The sequence below is a fragment of the Nocardia huaxiensis genome (assembly GCF_013744875.1).
In the GTDB taxonomy this organism is placed as follows: domain Bacteria; phylum Actinomycetota; class Actinomycetes; order Mycobacteriales; family Mycobacteriaceae; genus Nocardia; species Nocardia huaxiensis.
Map to the genome: position 1 here is coordinate 7,607,563 of NZ_CP059399.1, position 17,683 is coordinate 7,625,245.

17 protein-coding genes and 2 tRNA genes are annotated in these 17,683 nt (G+C 68.6%); 9 read left to right on the top strand and 10 right to left on the bottom strand.

Features of this window, described 5'->3' with window-relative positions:
• Positions 1-7: 7 nt before the first annotated feature.
• The 5 genes from pflB to H0264_RS34845 all read left to right on the top strand — a co-directional run bounded on the left by pflB (position 8) and on the right by H0264_RS34845 (position 5,863).
• A complete protein-coding gene (gene pflB, locus H0264_RS34825) occupies positions 8-2,260 on the top strand; it encodes a formate C-acetyltransferase (RefSeq protein WP_181581464.1) in 2,253 nt (750 codons plus the stop codon).
• Positions 2,260-3,003: a pyruvate formate-lyase-activating protein gene (gene pflA / locus H0264_RS34830; RefSeq protein WP_181581465.1), complete on the top strand. Its 744-nt coding sequence runs from the start codon at positions 2,260-2,262 to the stop codon at positions 3,001-3,003. The genes pflB and pflA overlap by 1 nt, the downstream gene beginning before the upstream one ends.
• 115 nt (positions 3,004-3,118) lie before the next feature.
• The gene (locus tag H0264_RS34835) at positions 3,119-3,793 is read left to right on the top strand and encodes a response regulator transcription factor (protein WP_181581466.1); all 675 of its coding nucleotides are present in this window, start codon (positions 3,119-3,121) and stop codon (positions 3,791-3,793) included.
• Between the two features lie 55 nt (positions 3,794-3,848).
• Positions 3,849-4,502: a hypothetical protein gene (locus H0264_RS34840; protein ID WP_181581467.1), complete on the top strand. Its 654-nt coding sequence runs from the start codon at positions 3,849-3,851 to the stop codon at positions 4,500-4,502.
• 110 nt (positions 4,503-4,612) lie between these two features.
• Positions 4,613-5,863, top strand: coding sequence for a serine hydrolase domain-containing protein (locus H0264_RS34845; RefSeq protein WP_244976039.1), 1,251 nt, complete (start codon positions 4,613-4,615; stop codon positions 5,861-5,863).
• Between the two features lie 93 nt (positions 5,864-5,956).
• On the opposite strand, the gene H0264_RS34850 is transcribed toward H0264_RS34845, so the two are convergent.
• Both H0264_RS34850 and H0264_RS34855 read right to left on the bottom strand, forming a co-directional pair.
• Positions 5,957-6,033, bottom strand: a tRNA-Pro gene (locus tag H0264_RS34850).
• A gap of 41 nt (positions 6,034-6,074) precedes the next feature.
• Positions 6,075-6,145, bottom strand: a tRNA-Gly gene (locus H0264_RS34855).
• A gap of 417 nt (positions 6,146-6,562) precedes the next feature.
• On the opposite strand from H0264_RS34855, the gene H0264_RS34860 reads away from it, so the two are divergent.
• On the top strand, positions 6,563-7,573 hold the full coding sequence (locus tag H0264_RS34860; protein WP_181581468.1) for a GGDEF domain-containing protein: 1,011 nt from the start codon (positions 6,563-6,565) through the stop codon (positions 7,571-7,573).
• A gap of 136 nt (positions 7,574-7,709) precedes the next feature.
• Positions 7,710-8,552 carry a DUF1542 domain-containing protein gene (locus H0264_RS34865; protein WP_181581469.1) on the top strand — a complete coding sequence of 281 codons (843 nt, stop codon included), beginning with the start codon at positions 7,710-7,712 and terminating at the stop codon, positions 8,550-8,552.
• Between the two features lie 62 nt (positions 8,553-8,614).
• Here the strand turns inward: H0264_RS34865 and H0264_RS34870 are convergent, their stop codons facing one another.
• Both H0264_RS34870 and H0264_RS34875 read right to left on the bottom strand, forming a co-directional pair.
• The gene (locus tag H0264_RS34870; RefSeq protein ID WP_181581470.1) at positions 8,615-8,791 is read right to left on the bottom strand and encodes an alpha/beta fold hydrolase; all 177 of its coding nucleotides are present in this window, start codon (positions 8,789-8,791) and stop codon (positions 8,615-8,617) included.
• 273 nt (positions 8,792-9,064) lie between these two features.
• On the bottom strand, positions 9,065-9,973 hold the full coding sequence (locus H0264_RS34875) for an alpha/beta fold hydrolase (RefSeq protein WP_181581471.1): 909 nt from the start codon (positions 9,971-9,973) through the stop codon (positions 9,065-9,067).
• A gap of 138 nt (positions 9,974-10,111) precedes the next feature.
• On the opposite strand from H0264_RS34875, the gene H0264_RS34880 reads away from it, so the two are divergent.
• Positions 10,112-10,705, top strand: coding sequence for a TetR/AcrR family transcriptional regulator (locus H0264_RS34880; RefSeq protein ID WP_181581472.1), 594 nt, complete (start codon positions 10,112-10,114; stop codon positions 10,703-10,705).
• Here the strand turns inward: H0264_RS34880 and H0264_RS34885 are convergent, their stop codons facing one another.
• The gene (locus tag H0264_RS34885; RefSeq protein WP_244976040.1) at positions 10,706-11,278 is read right to left on the bottom strand and encodes a CGNR zinc finger domain-containing protein; all 573 of its coding nucleotides are present in this window, start codon (positions 11,276-11,278) and stop codon (positions 10,706-10,708) included.
• 102 nt (positions 11,279-11,380) lie between these two features.
• On the opposite strand from H0264_RS34885, the gene H0264_RS34890 reads away from it, so the two are divergent.
• Positions 11,381-12,226, top strand: coding sequence for an SDR family NAD(P)-dependent oxidoreductase (locus H0264_RS34890; RefSeq protein ID WP_181581473.1), 846 nt, complete (start codon positions 11,381-11,383; stop codon positions 12,224-12,226).
• A gap of 42 nt (positions 12,227-12,268) precedes the next feature.
• Here the strand turns inward: H0264_RS34890 and H0264_RS34895 are convergent, their stop codons facing one another.
• From H0264_RS34895 to H0264_RS34915, 5 genes are read right to left on the bottom strand one after another with little or no spacing between them, the layout of a single operon-like run.
• A complete protein-coding gene (locus H0264_RS34895) occupies positions 12,269-13,117 on the bottom strand; it encodes a MerR family transcriptional regulator (RefSeq protein ID WP_181586065.1) in 849 nt (282 codons plus the stop codon).
• A gap of 32 nt (positions 13,118-13,149) precedes the next feature.
• Positions 13,150-14,670, bottom strand: a complete 1,521-nt coding sequence (locus tag H0264_RS34900; RefSeq protein WP_181581474.1) for a flavin-containing monooxygenase — start codon at positions 14,668-14,670, stop codon at positions 13,150-13,152.
• A complete protein-coding gene (locus tag H0264_RS34905) occupies positions 14,667-15,587 on the bottom strand; it encodes a ferritin family protein (protein WP_181581475.1) in 921 nt (306 codons plus the stop codon). The genes H0264_RS34900 and H0264_RS34905 overlap by 4 nt, the downstream gene beginning before the upstream one ends.
• Before the next feature lie 2 nt (positions 15,588-15,589).
• On the bottom strand, positions 15,590-16,489 hold the full coding sequence (locus tag H0264_RS34910; RefSeq protein ID WP_181581476.1) for an SDR family NAD(P)-dependent oxidoreductase: 900 nt from the start codon (positions 16,487-16,489) through the stop codon (positions 15,590-15,592).
• 2 nt (positions 16,490-16,491) lie between these two features.
• On the bottom strand, positions 16,492-17,484 hold the full coding sequence (locus tag H0264_RS34915) for an alpha/beta hydrolase (RefSeq protein WP_181581477.1): 993 nt from the start codon (positions 17,482-17,484) through the stop codon (positions 16,492-16,494).
• Positions 17,485-17,683 lie beyond the last annotated feature (199 nt).

Consider the following 17,683-nt stretch of genomic DNA (forward strand, 5'->3'; position numbering starts at 1 on the left):
GGAAGCCATGACGACCACGGAAACCCGCAGCCACACCCCGGCCTGGGAGGGTTTCGAGGGTGAACAGTGGCGCCACACCATCGATGTGCGCGACTTCATCCAGCGGAATTACACGCCCTACGAGGGCGACGGCAGCTTCCTGTCCGGTCCGACGGCGCGCACCACGGGCATCTGGCAACAGCTGAGCACCCTGTTCCCGGTGGAGCGCGAGCGCGGCATCTACGACGTGGATCCGCACACCCCCTCCACCATCACCTCGCACGCGCCCGGCTATATCGACCGCGACGCCGAACTGATCGTCGGCCTGCAGACCGATGCGCCGCTCAAGCGCGCCATCATGCCCAACGGCGGCATCCGCATGGTGGAGAACAGCCTGAAAGCCTATGGCGTGGAACCGGATCCGCAGGTCCACGAGATCTTCACCAAGTACCGCAAGACGCACAACGACGGCGTCTTCGACGCCTACACCGAGGATATTCGCGCGGCCCGCAGCGCGGGCATCGTCACCGGGCTGCCCGATGCCTACGGGCGCGGGCGCATCATCGGCGACTACCGCCGGGTGGCGCTCTACGGCGTGGATACGCTCATCGCGGCCAAGCAGGCCGACCACATTGCGCTGGAACATGAATGGGCGACCGCCGAGGTCATCCAGCAGCGCGAGGAGGTCGCCGAGCAGATCCGGGCCCTGCAGGAACTGAAGCGGATGGCCGCCTCCTACGGCCGCGACATCTCGGGTCCGGCCGCCACCGCGCAGGAGGCCATCCAGTGGCTGTACTTCGCGTATCTGGCGGCGGTGAAGGAGCAGAACGGCGCGGCCATGTCACTGGGCCGCACCGCCAACTTCGTCGACATCTACCTCGAAAGGGATTTGGCCGCAGGGATCATCGACGAGGAACGCGCCCAGGAGCTGATCGACGACTTCGTCATCAAGCTGCGCATCGTGCGCTTCCTGCGCACCCCCGAATACGACGAACTGTTCTCCGGCGACCCCACCTGGGTGACCGAATCCCTCGGCGGCATGGGCGAGGACGGGCGACCGCTGGTGACCCGCAGCAGCTTCCGCTACCTGAACACCCTCTACACGCTGGGCCCCGCGCCCGAACCGAACCTCACCGTGTTCTGGTCGCCGCGACTTCCCGAGGGCTTCAAGCGATTCGCCGCGCAGGTGTCCATCGACACCAGCTCCATCCAGTACGAGTCGGACGAACTCATGCGCCCCCGCTTCGGCGACGACACCGCCATCGCCTGCTGTGTCTCGGCCATGCAGGTGGGCAAGAAGATGCAATTCTTCGGTGCGCGGGTGAATCTCGCCAAGACCCTGCTGTACGCCATCAATGGCGGGCGGGACGAGAAGAGCGGCAAACTCGTCGCGCACGGCTTCGAACCGATCACCGCCGCGGTGCTCGATTACGCCGAGGTGCGCGACCGGCTCGACGACATGATGGACTGGCTGGCCGCGACCTACGTGGAAGCGCTCAATGTCATCCACTACATGCACGACAAGTACGCCTACGAGCGCATCGAAATGGCGCTGCACGATACGAATGTCGCGCGCACCATGGCCTGCGGCATCGCCGGTCTGGCGGTGGCCGCGGACTCGCTGTCGGCCATCAAGTACGCCACGGTGACGCCGATCCGCGACGAGACCGGTCTCGCAACGGATTTCGTCATCGACGGCGACTTCCCCAAGTACGGCAACAATGACGATCGCGTGGACGCCATTGCCGCCCGGCTGGTGCAGGTGTTCATGGACAAGATCCGCAAGCACCCCACCTATCGCGGGGCCGAGCACACCCAGTCGGTGCTCACCATCACCTCGAATGTGGTGTACGGCAAGAAGACCGGCAACACCCCCGATGGCCGCCGCGCGGGTGAACCGTTCTCGCCGGGCGCGAACCCCATGAACGGGCGCGACACCCACGGCATCGTGGCCTCGGCGCTGTCGGTGGCGAAACTGCCGTACGAGCATGCGCAGGACGGGATTTCGCTGACCACCACCGTCACCCCGGCCGGCCTCGGGCGGGCGGCGCACGAGCGAGTCACCAACCTGGTGGGCGTTCTGGACGGCTACATGGCCTCGCACGGCTTCCACATGAACGTCAATGTCCTGAACAAGGACACCCTGGAAGACGCCATGGCGCATCCGGAGAACTACCCGCAGTTGACGATTCGCGTCTCCGGCTACGCCGTGAACTTCGTGCGGCTGACCCGCGAGCAGCAGCTCGACGTCATCAACCGCACCTTCCACGCGAGCCTGTGATGACCACCCTCGCGCCGCCCACCGGGCTCGTGCACTCCTGGGACATCTCCACCGGCGTGGACGGGCCTGGCACCCGCTTCGTCACCTTCCTCAGCGGCTGCCCGCTGCGCTGCCTGTACTGCCAGAATCCGGATACCTGGCTGCGCGGCAACGGAACTCGGCAGTCCACCGACGAGGTGCTGGCCGAGGCGCGCAAATACGTGCCGTTCATCGCCGCCTCCGGTGGCGGTGCGACCCTCAGCGGCGGCGAGCCGCTGCAGCAGCCGGAATTCGCGAGCGCCCTGCTGCACGGATTCCGCGAACTGGGCCTGCACACCGCCCTCGACACCTCGGGCTACCTGGGCGGACTGGCCTGCGGCGAACTCCTCGACGCCACCGACCTGGTGCTGCTCGACATCAAGGCGGGCACCCCGGAGACCTATCGGCGACTCACCTCCCGCGCCCTCGCGCCGACCCTCGAGTTCGCGGAACGTCTTGCGACGCTGGGCAAGCCGGTGTGGGTGCGGTACGTGCTGGTGCCCGGTATCACGGACGCACCGGAGGAGATGGGCGCAGTGGCGGCGTTCGCGGCCGGACTCGGCAATGTCGAGCGAGTCGACATCCTGCCCTTCCACACCCTCGGCCAGTCGAAATGGGAGGCGCTGAACCGCCGGTTCGTGCTCGCCGACACGCCGACCCCCAGCGCGGAACAGGTCGACCGGGCGCGCGACGAATTCCGGACCCGCGGACTCGTGGCCTACTAGACCCCTGTCATTTCACGGCAGGTACAGGGGAAGCGCGGCGGGCGCGGAAGTTTCGGACCACGCCCGCCGCATCGGCCTACCCGGCGGCCGGATCGCCTCCTGAGAAGATGGTCAGGTGGACAGTTCAGGCAAGATCCGGGTCTTCCTGCTCGACGATCACGAGATCGTGCGCCGCGGCCTGCAGGACCTGCTGGAAGCCGAAGGCGATATCGAGGTGGCCGGTGAAGCGGGTACCGCCGCCGAGGCGCTGCGCCGCATCCCGGCGGTGCGCCCCGATGTGGCCGTGCTCGATGTGCGCCTCGAGGACGGGGACGGGGTGAGCGTCTGCCGCGAACTCGTCTCCGACATCCCGGATCTCAATGTCCTCATGCTGACCTCGTTCTCCGATGACGAGGCGCTGCTGGGCGCGGTGCTGGCCGGGGCCAAAGGCTATGTGCTCAAACAGCTGCGCGGGCCGCAGCTGGTCGACGCCATCCGCCGGGTCGCGGCCGGGGAGTCGCTCATCGACGCCCGCACCGCCGCGGAGGTCACCGAGCGGGCCCGGCAGCGTGCGGCCGCCGCCGATCCGCTGGCCGCCGCCGATCTCACCGAGCGGGAGCGCCAGATCCTCGCCTTGATCGGGAAGGCCATGTCGAACAAGGAGATCGCGGCCGAGCTGTATCTGTCCGACAAGACGGTGCGCAACTATGTCTCCTCGCTGCTGAGCAAGCTCGGGCTGGTGCGGCGCTCGCAGGCCGCGGTGCTGGCCGAACAGCTGCGGCAGCGCGGCGACGACCGGACCACCGGGTGAAATAGGGCATTCGCCCGATGGTGTGCCGCCCGCCGCGGCTCCTAACGTTCGCCGTATGCAGTCACGTGGCACTCACCGCCTCCGAATGATCATGGGCGCAACGGTTCTGGCGGCCCTGCCGGTATTCGGACTCGTCTCGGGGTGCTCCTCAGACACCGATTCCGGCTCCCCCAAGTCGACGGTCACCACCTCCGCCGCCGCGAAAACCACCACGGCAACGTCGAAGACGAGCATCACGCAGACCCCGCAGGCGGGCGGCGGCGACCAGAGTGGCGGCGGCACCGGTGGTGGCACCGACAGCGGTCAGCAGGGCGGCGGGCAAGACGGCGGCGAGCAGGGCGGCGGGCAGCCCGCCGGCGACCCGCCCGCAGGCGACGGCGGCCAGCCTGCCACCCCCGGGACGCTGACGCTGGAGGAGTACGAGCGCATGTACCCGGGCCAACACTGCCCCGGCAACTACCACTGCGAGAACCCGCGCGCCGGTTACCCCGACACCACGACCACCCGAACCCCCGCCCCCACCACCACTCCACAGAAGAAGTGCACCGAACGCTTCGACTACACCGGCGATCCGCGCACCGCCGCCGAGATCAACACCCTCGGTGAATGGAATATGGGCAAGTGCCCCGATCCCATCAAGCCCACCACCACGGTCGCGCCGACCACGGCCCCGACCACGGCAGCGCCGACCACGACGGCTCAGAACTGAACGCCGGGTCTTGTCCAACCCCTGTGACGCTGCTTACAGTGAGTTAGCAACCCGCTTGCATTTGTTAGCAGCGCGGTTGCCCCGAGCTCACCAGACAAAGGAGTCTGACCATGCCGGCAGCGCACCGGGGCGAATCCGCGCGGGAGGTCCGAGCTTCCGCGCCGCGGCCCATGCTGATCGACGACCGCTTCACCGCCGTCGCCGCCCGCTTCTTCACCATGTTCCGCCGCAAAAGCCAAGGCGGCGGGGCCCTTTCGGTCTACTGGCACGGTGAGCCGGTCCTCGACATCTGGTCCGGCTGGGCCGACGACGACCGCCGCTGGCAATCCGACACCATTTCGCTGTCCTACTCCACCAGCAAGGGCGTGGCCGCCACCGTCGCCAACCGGCTCATCGAATCCGGCGTCCTGGACCTCGACACCCCCGTGGCCGAGTACTGGCCGGAGTTCGCCGCGAACGGCAAGGGCGACATCACCGTTCGCGATGTGCTGCGCCACCGCGCCGGCCTGCAGCGGGTCCGCGAGCTGGTCCCCACCGTGGACGATCAGCTCGACCACGACACCGTCGCCGCCGCGCTCGCCGCCGCCGCACCCGACCCCATGCGCCTGCGCGCCTCCGGCTATCACGCCATCAATTTCGGCACCCTGGTGGCCGAGATCGCCCAGCGCGCCACCGGCCGCGACTTCCCCGACATCCTGCGCACCGAACTCCTGGAACCGCTGGGCGACAACGACTTCTGGTTCGGCGTTCCCCGGCAGCAGCGGCATCGCATCGCGCGGCTGTCCCCGCGCCTGGGCGTGGGCCGCGTCCCGATGGACCGCCTGATCGCCCCCTTCGCCCCGGTCCCCCAACTCCGTTCGGCCCGCAGCGCGGTCTACGACGGCTGGGCCGACCTGTCGATCGGCCCGCGCGCCTACGACGCCATGATGCCCGGCTGGAACGGCGCCTTCACCGCCCGCGCGCTCGGCAAGATGTACGGCGCGCTCGCCAATGACGGCGTGGCCGGTCACCGCCGCCTCTTCCGCCCCGAGACCACCGCCGCCATCGCCGAGATGCCGCTCAACTCCCGCTACGACTATGTCCTCGGCGCAGCCCCGCAGTTCGCTCGCGGCTACCACCGCGCAATCGTAGGAACACGTCTCACTCGGCGGGCCTTCGGCCACTTCGGAATCGGCGGTTCCGGCGCCATGGCCATCCCCGGCGACGCCCTGTCGGTCGCCTTCACCACCAACCGACTCGGCTACCCCGTAATGACCCTCGGCGACCACCGTCTGCCCCTGCTGGCCGCCCTGGCCCAGCGGGCCGCCCGCACCGCCGCCGAATCCCCCGGCGCCGCATCCGAGTACGAGCAGGCGGTCTGACCGGCACCGCGAAAAGGCGCTCCCGGTGGGTACCGGGAGCGCCTGCGTAATCGTCTGTCGAGCACCCTGATCAGGGTCGGAAGCCGCGAAAACTGGTCGGGGTGACAGGATTTGAACCTGCGACCCTCCGCTCCCAAAGCGGATGCGCTACCAAGCTGCGCTACACCCCGTTGCACGTCCCCGCGGGAACGCTCCCCGATGAACGGGAAAGAGCGGGTGACGGGAATCGAACCCGCACCATCAGCTTGGAAGGCTGAGGTTCTACCATTGAACTACACCCGCATCGCCGCATCGGATCCGATGCCGCTTGCGTTGAGCACTGTACCGAACCTCACTCCCGGAACGCCAATCCACCCCCGTTCACGCATGTCGGGGCAGGTCGCGAGGAGGGATCGGCGCGTCGGCGAAGACACGCGAAAATTGGGTGTAACGCATCCGTGACCGCAGCGATCAATCATCCGATCGCCATTCGCGAGACGCCGGGAACCTGTTCTTGAACAGAGGTTTTCGATGTCGGGTGGCTTGCTAGGATCCTTTTTGTCCGACGGGGGTATCGGAAAGGGGGCGGTGAGCATGCACCACACGAGGTGTGTCCGACCGCGAAGCAGTGAGCTCCACACGAAGGGTGTGCCCGGCGCGCCGTCCAGCACAGGCGACGCGGCAGCCGGCACCGACAACGCGTACACCGGGTGAGCGGCCATGCCCATCCGAATCGATACCCGAACCACCGCCATCGTCACGGCAGCCGTCCGGGAGTGGGTGCGGGCGGTGCACCCCGGCGGGATCGGCGCCCTCGGCGCGGGTCCGGCCATCTCACCGGAAGACGTGGAGCGGATCTTCCGCCGCGTCATCGACGAACTGCTGGAACTCGCGGGCTCCGAACCGTTTCCGGTGCCGGCGGCGCGCGCCGTCGGGCGCAGGCTCGCCGAATCGCCGTTCGATCGGGCCCGCATGCTCGCCCCGGCCAGCCGGGCGCTGCTCGGCCTCACGCCGGGTGAACCCGGGTCGCTGATCGCCACCCGGTGGCCGTTCATCGCCAGCCAGGCCATCGACGCCTACGCCGAGGCGTTGCAGCAGCGGGCGCTGGCCCAGCAGGAGCGCAGTCTGTCGGAGGCGGTGTCGGTGCGGGTGCAGGAGATCGCCGCGCTGCAGACCCGGCTGCGGCACGAGGCCACTCACGACGCGCTCACCGATCTGGCCAACCGGTCCCTGCTGCAGGAGCGGGTGCGGGTGATGGCCGCCGATCCCGCGCGCGGAGTGGGCTTGATGCTCATCGACCTCGACGACTTCAAGCACATCAACGACAGCTACGGCCATTCGGTCGGCGACGAGGTGCTGGTCACCATGGCGCAGCGGCTGCGCGCGGTGTGCCCGGCCGAGACGGTCATCGCCCGCTACGGCGGCGACGAATTCGTGCTCGCTCTGCCCACCCGCCGCAACAGCCTGGGCGAACTGGCCATGCGCGTGCTCGCGGCCCTGTGCGAACCGGTGCCGACAGCGGCGGGCGCGGTCCCGGCGTCGGCCAGTGTCGGCACCGCTTTCTGCCCACCCGGCCGCGACTGTGATTTCTCCGACCTGCTGCGCAGCGCCGACCGAGCCATGTACTCGGCCAAGACCGCCGGCAAACGCCAGTTCGCGGTGTCGGAACTCGACGCCGAGGAGGTCGATCCACCCGCGCGACACGCACGGTTCGCGGCGGTAGCGGGGTGAGCGGCGCACCACAGCGATAAGCCTCGGCCGCGCGGTTCGGCGCGGCGTACGCGGCGGTAGTTTCAGCCATAGCGATCGACAATCACACCAGCTACGAGCAACTGTCCGGCAAATGGCGCCGCGTAGGCTGGGTGACGTGACTACGGTAGTCGTACTGCTCATCGCCATGGTGATCGTCCTGGCGGCAGTGCTCGCGGTCAACGCGACCCGGCGCTCCCGCAACGACGCCCAGCTCGCGGACGCGAAGGCCGACGCCCGCCGCCTCATCGAACGACTGGGCGGCCAGGTCTACAACCTCACCGGCACCGACGCCCCGTCCAAACAGGCCCTCGCCGATGCCGGGGAACGCTTCAACGCGGCAGGCTCCCAGATCGAACAGGCCACCACCCTCACCCAGGCCCGTCTCGCGAAGGAGACCGCCGCGGAAGGGCTCTACTACGTCCGCGCCGCCCGCACCGCCATGGGCATGGACCCCGGCCCCGCCGTCCCCGAACTCGACGGCCAGCGCACCGCCGGCCGCGTAACCGAGGACCGCACAGTCGATTTCGACGGCCGCCAACTCGAAGCCTCCCCCACCCCCTCCGCCCGCACCCCCAACTACTACCCCGGCGGCCGAGTCGCGGGCCGCCCCGTCCCCGCGGGCTGGTACTCCGAACCCTGGTGGCGCACAGCCCTCGTCGCGGGTGCCTGGGGCGTGGGCTCGGTCCTGCTCTTCGACGCCCTCTTCAACGGCATGTCCGGCGTGGGGTACGACGCCGCCGCCTTCGAGAACGGCTACGACGACGGCTTCCAAGCCGGCCTCGACGCGGGCAATGACAACACCGGCGATCCCGGAAGCTACGACGGCGGCGATTACGACGGCGGCAACAGCTACGACCAAGGCGCCGCCGACCCCGGCTTCGACCCCGGCCTCGATCAAGGCTGGGACGCAGGCGGATTCGACGGCGGCGGCTTCGACAGCTTCGACAGCGGGTTCTGAACGAACGCTCTCGCGATACGGTTTCGTGCGCCCCTCCCCCCTTCGGAGGGGCGCACCGCGCTTCAGCCGAGGAATCGAACCGCGCACTCGAGCACCCGTTCCGGGTCCCCGGCGTCCGGGAAGTGCCCCACGCCGTCGAGCAATTGCACTTGCAGATCCGTGGCGTGCGAACCGAATTCGCTCATCGCCTCGATCGGCAGCAGCGGGTCACGGTCGCCGGAGAGGACAAGAGTCGGCACCCGCGGCCGCGTCCATCGGTACTGCCAGAGCCGCAGCGCATCCGCGACCACCCGGACGTCGCGGACAGGAACGGGCTCACCGTGTTCTGGCGATATAGCGTTCGATCCGCTCCGGAAACCGCAGTGCCAGTTGATTTCCGACTAGACCACCCCAATCGTGACCGATGAGGCGGAAGCTCCCCGTCGACGTCCAGAATCGGTGCTCCACGTCCGCGATCGGCAGGGCTCGCGCGCTCGCCACTGCGTCGGCGGTGGCCGGTGCGGTGGCGGGCGTCATCGCGGGTCTCGGCCGCGGACCTGCGATTCGCGCACGAAATTCGCGATCGCGGTGGAGAGCAGGTCGGGCTGGTCTTCCGGCGAGAAGGTGTAGGCGTCGGGGATCCATTCGATGCGGGCGTCGGGGAAATCCTGGGCCATGCGTTCGGCGTAGCGCGGGGCGAAGAAGCGGTCGGCCTGCGACCAGGCCAGCAGGACCGGCTGCTTCACTTCGGCGAAAGACCTTGCGGCGGTGAGGGTGTGGCGGTTGTCCAGGCCGCGGAGCAGGCGGCGCAGGTCGGCGCGAATGCCGCGGGATGCGGTCGCGGGCAGGGCGTAGGAGTCGCTCGCCGCCCGGCCGAGGGGGTGTTTGGCCAGCCATCCGTAGGCGAGGGGCAGGCGGCGCACGGCCGGAATCCGCAGGCCCGCAGCAATTGCCGCGACGCCGCCCGGCATCCGGGCCAGGAGTTTCAGGTAGCCGAACGCGGTGGGCGGGAAGTTCTCGTAGGCGTCGCAGGAGGTGAGGACCAGGTGCGCGACGAGATCGGGGCGGGCGATGGCCACCAGTTGGCAGACCACGCCGCCGGTGTCGTTGCCCACCAGCGTGACCGGGCCGAGCCGCAGGGCGTCGAGTGCCTGGATGACCAGCCGGGCCAGGCCGGGCGGGGTGAGATCGGAGTCCGGCATCGGCCGCGCATGCGAGCCGAAGGGCAGATCGACGGTGACGCAATGGTTTTCGCCCGCCAACCGGGGCACGACGGCGCGCCACAGGTTCGCGTTCACCACCAGTCCGTGGACGAGGACGACGGGATGGCCCGTGCCGCTCTCGAAAATCGTGATCGTGCCGTCGGGCAGCTCGAGCTCGCGCCGGGCACCGAGGGCGGGATCGCGCCAGTAGGCCCGCGTTTCGATGGTCGTATCCGTCATCTGACAACTCCCCTGATTCAGTGACTCGCTGGGTACCGCTCGAAACTAACAAACAGGCTGCCTGTTTTCAATAGGCAGCGATACCATCGCTCGGGCAGCCACCACGCCCACCAGCCGGAAAGAACCAGAAAGGCGGCAATGGCCAAACAAGCCGAGCGATCCGAGTCCACCCGCGCCGCCCTGGTGACCGCCGCCCGCGAACTGTTCGCCGAACGCGGTTACGCCGCCGTCGGCACCCCCGAGATCGTCGACCGCGCAGGCAGTTCCCGCGGCGCGCTCTACCACCAGTTCAAGGACAAGCAGGATCTGTTCCGCGCCGTCTACGAGCAGATCGAGCAGGAGATCCTTCAGGAGGTCGGCGCGGCCATGGCCGCCACCCCGCCCGCCGACGCCGTCGCCGCCCTCGAGGCCGGCCTGCACACCTTCCTCATGACCTGCGTGGAACCCGAACGCGTCCGCATCGCCCTCATCGACGCCCCCGCCGTGCTCGGCTGGCAGGAGTGGCGCGCACTGGACGAGAAGTACGGCCTCGGCCTGATCATGGCCGGCCTGCAGGCGGGCATCGCCGCGGGCGCCCTGCGCGGCGACCTCGCCATCCGCCCGCTGGCCCTGCTCATCCTGTCCGCCCTGGGTGAGGCGGCACTGCTCATCGCGAGTTCGGACGATCCCGAAACAGCAAGGGCCGAAACCGAACCCGCCGTGCTCGCACTGCTCGACGGGCTGCGAGTGTAGTCAACGGGTCTCGGCCTGCTTGCGGCGTTGCCGGAGCGCGCGCATCGACACCTGCGAGCCGCATCCGGGACTGCAGAAGCGCGCCGCCCGGTTACGGGTGCGATCGATGAAGCCGAAGTGGCACGGCGGATTGCAGCAGGCCTTGATGCGCGTCCAGTCCCCGCGCTGCGCGGTTTCGGTCACCGCCGCGAGCACGCTCCCGAGCACTCCGGGGACACCGCTGGAGCCGGCGAAGAGCTGTGCGTCCTGCGCGGTGACGACGGTCGTCAGCGGATAGCGGACACCGGCCTGCCGTAGATACCGTTCGGCCTCGGCCAGCTGAGCAGCGTCGATGTCCGGGTCGCCCGCGTGGGTCAGCAGTGTCGTGACCAAGGCGTCGCGGAGCTCGCGCGCGGCCGCCGCGTCGGAGTCGGTCACCACGATGGCCGCGTCGAGCAGACCGCGCTCGACCGCCCACTCCGCGAATCCCGCTGCCGCGCCGAAGATCTCGACGCCGCCCGCGCCATCGGCCCTGGTGTTGACGAACGACAGCACCAGGGCGGCCGCGTCATCACCCCACTGCGGTACCTCCATACCGTCACTCTACCAATGCCATCCCCAGGCTAGCTCGTTCGGTCACAACTCTTTCCCATCAACTACTTGAAATGTTGCGAGCTAACCAGTTACGGTCGCAACATGACGAATGAAGGACATACCTCGCGAGTCTGGTTCATCACCGGCGCTTCCTCGGGCATCGGCCGTGAACTCGCGATCCAGGCGATGACAGCCGGCGAAGCTGTCATCGCGGTGGCCCGGAACACCGAAAACCTCACCGCCCCGGCACAATCCGGCGAGCTGCTCACCATCGAGGCGGACGTGCGCGACGAGGCCGCCGTCGCGAAAGCGGTCGAGCAGGGCGTGGCGCGCTTCGGCCATATCGACGTCGTCGCCAACCTCGCCGGATACGGGCTGTTCGGGGCGGTCGAGGAAGCCTCCGACACACAGGCACGAGCGATCTTCGACACCAATGTCTTCGGCGTGCTCAATGTCCTGCGCGCGACCCTGCCGGTACTGCGGAACCGGCGATCCGGGCACATCGTGCAGGGCTCGTCCTACTACGGCCAGACCGCCGACCCCGGCGTCGGACTGCTCGCCGCCACCAAATACGCCCTCGAAGGACTCTCCGACGCACTCGCCGCCGAACTCGCACCCCTCGGCATCCACGTCACGCTGGTGCAGCCGGGTCTGACCGCGACACCGTTCCTGTCGAACCTCGACGCGGCCACGGCCACGCACGCCGACTACGACCAGACGGTGCGTGCCGTGCAGCAGGCGATCGGAGCGCTGCCCGCCACGGCCTTCTCCGCTGTCGATCGCGTCGCGGCGGGCATCCGGACCGCCGTCGCCAGCGACAATCCGCCCCGCCGTCTCGCCCTCGGCACAGCGGGATCCGACAGCATGCGCACCGCGCTCACCGCACGCCTCGACGAGCTCGACGCCTGGGCCGCCGTCACCAACCTGGTCGACGCCCACGCGGGATAGCCACCGCCGCAGCGTGTTCGGATCCGAGCGCGGGACCCGGCATCACTCCCGCGTCTCGCCCTGCCTGGCGCGCGCGGCGGTCTCCAGATAGTCGCTCAGCTCGCTCTGCAGCACCCGATCCAGGGCCTGATCGAGGCTGCTGCGGACGGCGCGGGTGCCGAGGTCGCGCCAATTGTTGAGCATGGCGGTCGTTTCGGCGATCTCGGCATCGGATTCCGGCAGCCAGCCGGGGCCGTGCTGGGCGACGATGTGGTCCTTGGCGGCCACCACCATGAGCCGCGCGATGTCCTCGAGTCGCGCGACCACCCCGGCGTAGAGGTCGATGAGGCCGGGCAGTTCAATGCCGTAGGTGTGCAGCTGGGCGAAGGTCTCCAGCAGTTCGGGACGGGTGAACTCGACCGTGTCGTCACGGACGCGCGCCAGGCCCAACTGCACCAGCCGATCCAGCTGATCCTCGTCGACGGGTGCGCGTTCGGGATCGCCGAGAAAGGTGTCGACGAGTTCGCGCGGAACCTCCAGCGGCTCTTCGGTTCCGCCCCAGGTGGCGGTGACGGCCTGCTGCAGGCCGAGGATCTCGGTGAGGTCCTTGCCGGTCTCCCAGCTGGTGATGAAGTCGGCGATGTGCGCGGTGGTGAAGCCGCGCTGCAGCAGCGTGTCGATGATCTTGAGCCGGGCCAGGTGCGATTCGTCGTAGATGTGCGCGCGCCCGCTGCGCCGGGTCGGGGCGGGCAGCAGCCCGCGCTCCTGATAGGCGCGCACATTGCGGGTGGTGGTGCCGGCGGCGCGAGCCAGATCGTCGATGCGGTATTCCGCCACCTGCGTCGCACCCACCCTTTCCGCCAGCCGCTCGCCCACCACGCGCAGCACCCGTGCCCCGATGCCGGTGAGCATCGCGGGCACGGGCAGCGCACCTGGTGACGACATTAGCCGAGCCGGGCGGTGGTCCGGTCCCCGGCGCTCACCGGCGCCGCGTCGCGCGGCGTGAGCGTGTAGTCGGCCGGATCGAGGGCGGCCAGCTGTCGCACGTACTGGGTGCCGAAGCCGGGGTACATGGTGGCATTGAACCCGTCCTCGGTGAGATACCAGCTGCGGCAGCCGGAATTCCAGGTGGTGGCGGTGAGGCGGCGCTGCAGGCCCGCGTTGTAGCGGTCCTGCCGGTCGCGGCGCACCTCGAGCATGCGCAGATCCTTGCGCAGCAGCAGATCGATTGCCTCGGTGAGGTATTCGATCTGCGCCTCCATGTAGACCAGCGCCGAATTGTGCCCGGGACCGGAGTTGGGGCCGAAGGTCAGGAACAGATTCGGATAGCCCGCCACCGCCACGCTCTTGAAAGCGTATGCGCCCCGCTGCCATTCCTCGCTCAACCGACGGCCGTCACGCCCGGTGACGGGAATCGGCGTGCCCTGCTTGGATACCTCGAATCCGGTGGCGAACACGATGCAGTCGAACCGGTGCTCGATCCCCTCCGCGGTGCGGATGCCGTGCGGGGAAATGCGGGCGATGGGCCAGGTGACGAGCGTGCAGTTGTCGCGTTGCAGGGCCGGATAGTAGTCGCTGCTCATGAGCAGCCGCTTGCATCCGGCCCGGAAGTCGGGCGTGAGCTGACGGCGCAGCCACGGGTCCTCGACCTGGGTTCGCAAGTGCAGCAGGGCGATCCGCTCCACTACCCGGGTCAGCGGGGTGTTCCACACCACCCCCAGCGCCACCGATTCGTGTCCCCAGAACCAGGCGTCGCGCGCCAGCGTCTGACTGATCGGGAACTGCCGGTACAGCTTCTTGGTGAGCCCGTGGGTGTTCCGGTTCACCCGCGGCAGCACCCAGCCGGGCGTGCGCTGGAAGACCTTGACCGCAGCCGCCTTTCGCACCAGCTCCGGAATGATCTGCACCGCACTGGCTCCCGTGCCGACCACGGCCACCTTCTTGCCGGTGAAGTCGTAGTCGTGATCCCAGCGGGCACTGTGGATCTTGTGCCCCTCGTAGTCGTCGATGCCGGGAATCTGCGGGAAGCCCGCATTCGACAGCGGCCCCGAGGCCAGCACCACGGATCTGGCTCGCAGCCGAGTCCGCTTGCCCGCCAGTGTGATCGACCACAGTCCGCTCACCTCGTCGAACTCCACGCCCGTGACGTTGTGCCCGAAGCGGATGAACGGCCTGATCCCGAACTCGTCGACCATGGACTCGATGTAGCCGAGGATCTCCCCGCTGCCCGAATAGGTCTGGGACCACTCCGGGTTCGGCGCGAAACTGTAGGAGTACAACCGCGACGGGATATCACAGGCCGCGCCCGGATAGGTATTGTCCCGCCAGGTGCCGCCCACGTGGCTGTCCCGCTCCAGAATCGCGAAGTTGCCGATCCCTTTCTGCCGCAACCGGATCGCGGTACCGATCCCCGCGAATCCCGCCCCGATGATGGCCACGTCCAGTGGCTGCGTCGCGGCGCTCATGCGACCGGCTCGTAGGTGAGTTCCTTCGACCACGTGGGCTGCGCGCCCAGGAAGCGGTCCGGAATCCGCGCGGTCAGTTTGACCATGGCGTCGGCGAACAGGTGATACGGGTGCTCGCGGTTGATCACCCAGTTGCCGTGCATCTTCACGATGCGGTACATGGGCACCCGGTTCGCGATCGGCGTCCGCTCCCCGACCGATTTGAACCGGCGCATGGCCGCGTACAGCTTCTCCTCGTCGACGCCCATGTCCACGATATTGTCGCGCATCTTGTTCAGCAGCGGCACGTAGCTGAGCACGCCCACGATGAACGATGGCTTGGCCCAGCCGCCCACCAGATCGATGGCCAGCTTGCGCACACTCGCGTGGCCGAGCAGCTCCATGACCGCGTAATCGGTTGCCAGATGCCGGGATTCGTCGGCATTGATCTTCTTGAAGACCTCCTGCGCGACCGGGTCCTCGATCTCGTCGGTGATGAACTTGATCAGCGCGCCGTCGAGGGCCACCTCCAGCATGGGGATGACGGTGCCCAGGAACGACAGCGACATCTCGTCGGAGTGCTTGTCCAGGAAGTCGATCACCAACTTCACATTGATGTTCGGCTCCGGGATCTCGTCCCCGTCGAGCATGCCCCAGCGCCGCATGAGCGCCAGTTCGGCATTGGCGTGCCGCTGCTCCTCGGCGTGGAAGTACCGGTAGATCTCGCGCAGCGTCTCGGTGGGGGCCTTCTTGGCCATGGCCGCGAAACCGCGGGCGCCCACGTTCTCGATCCACATGAGATCGGCCATGAACGGCTTGAGCTTGGCGTGCAGGGCGGGGTCGATGAGCTCGGTTCCCGGTGCGTCCCAGTCGATGTCGGCGAGCGCCCACTGCCGGGCCTTGATCTTGCCGAGCATGGCGTCGAAGTCGAAGGACATGATCAGACTCCTGTCTTCACGAAGTTTTCCGGCGCGGGTGCTGAATCGTCCTGCGGGAGGACACGATTGAGCAGGCCGAGCGCCTGGGTGTAGGTGGCGGGAAAGGTGCGCTTGAGCTGCCAGACCAGGCGGGCATCCCACTGCGGCAGCACATACAGCCGGCCGTGGTCGTGCGCGTCGAGCGTGCCGCGGGCGACCCGCTCCGGGGAGAACCCGGACATGCGCATCAGCCCCTCCGCCAAACGCGAAGAGCCCGAGGTGATCCGGCCGTCGGCGACCACATTCGTCTTCACGAAGGTCGGGCACAGGACGGTCACCGCGACACCGCTGCCCGCGAGTTCGGCGGCCATGGTCTCCGACAGCGACAGCACCGCCGCCTTGGACGTGTTGTAGACGGCCATCCCCGGCGCGGCCGCGAATCCGGCCGCCGAGGCCACATTCACGATGCCGCCCCGCCCGGCCGCCCGCAGGCGCGGCGCGAAGATCTCACACCCGTGGACCACACCCCACAGGTTGATGCCCAGCGCCCACTCCCAATCCCCGAACCCGATCTCCCCCACCGGTTTTCCGCCGATGCCGACCCCGGCATTGTTGACCACCAGCGTCGGCGGCCCACCGAAGATCTCCTCCGCCCGCGCCGCCAGCCGCTCCACGTCGTCACGCTTGGCGACATCACAGAAGAAGGCGTGCGCGGCCCGGCCGTGCGTGCGCTCGATCAGCCGCACCGTCTCATCGGCCCGCTCCTTGTCGATGTCCGCGCACAGCACTTCCCCACCGCGCGCGGCCAATTCGAGCGCGAAGGCCCGCCCGATGCCGCTGCCCGCGCCGGTGACGACCGCCCGTGCGCCATGACTGCGGCGACTCCCACCGAGCGCCGTCCGCACCATATCGATCGACCACATGATCACACCGCCTCGGTCCGCAGTGAAAGGTTGGTCTCCGCCAGCACGCCGGTGACGAAGGCAGCCGCCCTCCGCAGTGCGGGCGCCGCCTCCGGAACCAGCAGCGGCAACGCCTGGAAAACGTGTATCCGCCCGGGCCACAGCTCCAGTTCGCAGCCGACTCCGGCGGCCTCGGCCATATCCCGCAGGTGCCGGGCATCCCCGGCGAGCATCTCACCGGTAGCCGCCTGCACGAACAGCGGCGGCAGGTTCGCACCCGCCGGAATGCGCAACCGCAGTCGCGGCGAATCCGCGGGCTCGGCACCGGTGTAGTGCCGAATCAGCCTGCGCCCCACCCATGCCGGAGCCATGGGATCGGGCGAGCGGCGGTCCTGCTGCTCGGCCAGGTTCATGGTCAGATCCATGAGCGGCGAGAACATGAACGCCCCGGCCGGTTGCGGCACGCCCGCACTGTCGTTGCGCAGCAGGAGATCCAGCGCGAGATGCCCACCGGCCGAATCCCCGCCGAACACCAGATCCTGTGCCCGGTAACCGTTTTCCAGCAGCCAGCGGTAGCCCGCCGCGACGTCGTCCGCCGCCGCGGGGAAGCGGTTCTCCGGTGCCAGCCGGTAGTCCACGACGAACACCGGCACCCCGGTGGCCCGCGACAACCGCGAGGCCAGCGCCCGGTGCGTCCGCGCCGAGCAGACCACGTACCCGCTCCCGTGGATGTAGTAGATGGCGCGATCACCCTGCGCGACCCCGGCCGCCCGGACCCATTCGCCGCGCACGCCGCCGGACCGGACCCGCGTCACCCGCGTGCCGCCCGGCACCGGTCCGCCCGCCGCCATGATCCCCGCGATGAGTGCCCGCCCGGCCGCGATACCGGCTCGGTTATCGGGAAGTACGCCGTTGAGTTGCCGCAGACCCAGCACCGACGCCGCAGCCGCTACCCGGGACCGCACGGATGCGGCCGCCGGAATCGCGGGTGCCAGCGTCGGCGGGAAGGTCGCCATTGACCCTATTTTCGCCATGCCTCAAAGAATCATCCCCCAATGCGCCATTTGTCAATGGCACATTGAAATCCGGCCGGATAGAGCCCGTGCGGCAGGCACGGCTTTTAGTGCCGCTCAACAGTGCGTTGTCGAAACACCGCTTGATGAGCCGCTTTTCGAGCCAGGATGCTGAAGCGGACGATCTACACCGACCGGAGGG